3 protein-coding genes are annotated in these 2,617 nt (G+C 43.8%); 2 read left to right on the top strand and 1 reads right to left on the bottom strand.

Features of this window, described 5'->3' with window-relative positions:
• Positions 1-165: 165 nt before the first annotated feature.
• Positions 166-1,062, bottom strand: a complete 897-nt coding sequence (locus VF500_RS16385; RefSeq protein WP_330860703.1) for a LysR family transcriptional regulator — start codon at positions 1,060-1,062, stop codon at positions 166-168.
• Between the two features lie 100 nt (positions 1,063-1,162).
• Here VF500_RS16385 and VF500_RS16390 point away from each other — a divergent pair, with 100 nt between their 5' ends.
• Together VF500_RS16390 and VF500_RS16395 are read left to right on the top strand one after the other, a co-directional pair.
• Positions 1,163-1,801: an NAD(P)H-dependent oxidoreductase gene (locus tag VF500_RS16390; protein ID WP_330860704.1), complete on the top strand. Its 639-nt coding sequence runs from the start codon at positions 1,163-1,165 to the stop codon at positions 1,799-1,801.
• Positions 1,767-2,057 (top strand): putative quinol monooxygenase, encoded by a 291-nt coding sequence (locus tag VF500_RS16395; RefSeq protein WP_330860705.1) that lies wholly within the window; start codon positions 1,767-1,769, stop codon positions 2,055-2,057. Before VF500_RS16390 ends, VF500_RS16395 begins: the two co-directional genes overlap by 35 nt.
• Positions 2,058-2,617 lie beyond the last annotated feature (560 nt).

Raw genomic sequence — 2,617 nt, forward strand, 5'->3', positions numbered from 1 at the left:
ATTTTATTAATGGCAGATGGTATACCGGTGATCTTAATAAAGAGATATTTGAGTTCTAATAAAGCCCATGGTCTGCTTTTGCTACGACGGCCAGAGGCCGCTGCGATAGTTGCCACTCGCCAGAGGCGAGCGGCGGCGGTAGAGAAGGTTTAAGCTACCTGTTCATCAAACCATCTCCCGCTCAAAAATCCCCTGGATCATGGCCACCTGTTCGGCGTAAATCGACTTTTTGCGGGTGCCGAAATACAGCGTATTTTCTATCAGATTGTAACCTTCCCAAAGCAATTTGATATTGCCATTATCGCGCTCCTTTTTTGAAAGAAAATCGGGGATCACTGCTATCCCCTTGCCATCGCTCAGGCAACGGATAATGGAGCCCATGTTGGGTACAATAAAGTTGGGCTTAAAATCAGGCCGCTTACCAAAGTTGATATGCCAGAAACGACGCAGATGTTCCATATCGCCCGATGAGCCATACCAGGTTTGGGCTTTAAGCCAGGTTTGGATCTGGTTAAGATTTTTAGTTTTCAGCAGTTCATTAAACTCTGCCGTTGGTGTTTGGGCCCCGGCCAGCACTACTATCCGTTCCTTAAAAAACGGTTTATATTCCAAACCTTTATAATCACCTTTATGGGGCGTTACGATCAGGTCGAGGATACCGTTATCAAGATCGGCCAACATTTCGGGGTATTCGCCAAATTTAATGATCACGTTAAAAGGCAATGTAGGCAAATAGGATTCCAGCGTAAACTGAAAAGTTTCAAAACACATGCCTATACTTATGGTAGGTACGTCCTTCTCGGTGCTTTTATGAAAATGTCGCTCGGCTTCTTCCAGTTTACTGATAGACTCCTGGATATAGTTATACAGGATCTTTCCCCGTTCTGTCGATACCATTTTTCGCGAAGTACGGTCGAACAGTTTATAACCTACATAACTTTCCAGTGAGCTTAAATGCAGGCTCACTCCCGGTTGGGAAATAAACAGCGCTTCAGCCGCGCCTGTTAGAGATCCTGTTTCATATATCGCTTTAAACGTACGGAACCATTCAAAATTAACCATGGTCTATCTATCATAATTATAATACAAATGTATAAATTATACTATTTTAATAGTAGATAAATGCGCCGTAATTTTGATGAAAATTAAAACAAGAAAATAAATGAAGAACATATTTGTAATAAACGGCGGACAGATCTTCGGTCACTCCGGCGGAAGATTCAACAAAACATTATTAGATACTACCGTACAATATTTCACCGAACATCCCGATTTTGAGGTACGCTCAACAGATGTTAATAACGCTTATGACCCCATGCAGGAGGCCGAAAACTATAAATGGGCCGATATAATTATTTACCATACTCCAGTTTGGTGGTTCCAGGTGCCGCATGCCTTTAAAAAATATATTGATGAAGTTTTTACCGCCGGTTATCAAAACGGCATTTACCGCAGCGATGGCCGCACAGCCGAAAACCCTGGCATTAATTATGGTACCGGCGGCCTGATGCATGGCAAACAATATCTGCTTACTACCTCATGGAATGCCCCTATCACTGCTTTCACCCTACCCGGTGAATTTTTCAATGAGCACAGTGTTGACGAAGGCCCGCTGTTTGGCTTTCACCGCATGAACGCCTTTACCGGCATGCAGCAATTAGAAAGTATCCACTTTTATGATGTGATGAAAAACGCTAATATTGAAGAGAACCTGCAACGCTACCAGGAGCATTTAAATAAACTTTTTACCCAAAACAACCCAAGCCATGAAAATTTACTTAACAGCCTTAGTGAAGTGTAAGGCAGGTACTACCGCCCAAATGAAAGACTTTTTGGATAAGCTGGTAGCAGCATCACGCCAGGAAGAAGCCTGCCTGCAATACGAGCTATACCAATCAACCACCGACGAAACCCAGTTTGTTTTTCACGAAACCTGGGCCAGCCAGGAAGGCCTTGACCGGCATGTAAAACAGGAGCATTTTCAATTGTTCAGCCAGCAGATTGCTGACATTATTGATGGCCCGTTGGGGATATATAAAACTGATAGGGTACATTAAAAAGCCTATCACAAACACGTCGCTGCGAAGCACGAATCAATGACATGTGGGGCAAAAACAAAACGGGTTCGGCAATTGCCGAACCCGTTTTGTTTTTGAAAATTAGCCTGTGGTCGGTGTTTTCACCACAGTTGTTCGGAAGATGAAATTATCTCTATTTTTAAATAAAAAAATATGTCATTGCGAGCGTAGCGCGGCAATCTCGTAGCCAATGCAGGTCCGCCCTGTATAGCTAAGGGATTGCCGCGTCGCCCCAAGTGCTTTTGCCCATGCCGCTCCTCGCAATGACATGGATTTTTAAACCAACATTTTCAACTGATCTGAATCTTCCGAACACCTATGGTGTTTTCACCGTACCACATGATTTTGAAAACACTGCATTAATTGAAAATGACCTTAAGTGGTATGGTGAAAACACCGACCACAGGCTCCAAAAACGAGTTTAAAACCAAACAGCCCCGGCGAGAGCCGGGGCTGTTTGGTTAAAATTATTGTCCGCCTTTCCTTGCTTCCTGCATCGGATTGGCTCCCGAAGTTGCTCCTCTTGGCAGGGTTTGTTG

Origin of the sequence: Mucilaginibacter sp., from assembly GCF_036383575.1 — a bacterium.
Taxonomy (GTDB): Bacteria; Bacteroidota; Bacteroidia; order Sphingobacteriales; family Sphingobacteriaceae; genus Mucilaginibacter.

What these genes read in the sequence shown, in the direction of transcription:
- VF500_RS16385 (WP_330860703.1), bottom strand. Translation starts at nt 1,062, where the DNA reads ATGGTTAATTTTGAATGGTTCCGTACGTTTAAAGCGATATATGAAACA.
- VF500_RS16390 (WP_330860704.1), top strand. Translation starts at nt 1,163, where the DNA reads ATGAAGAACATATTTGTAATAAACGGCGGACAGATCTTCGGTCACTCC.
- VF500_RS16395 (WP_330860705.1), top strand. Translation starts at nt 1,767, where the DNA reads ATGAAAATTTACTTAACAGCCTTAGTGAAGTGTAAGGCAGGTACTACC.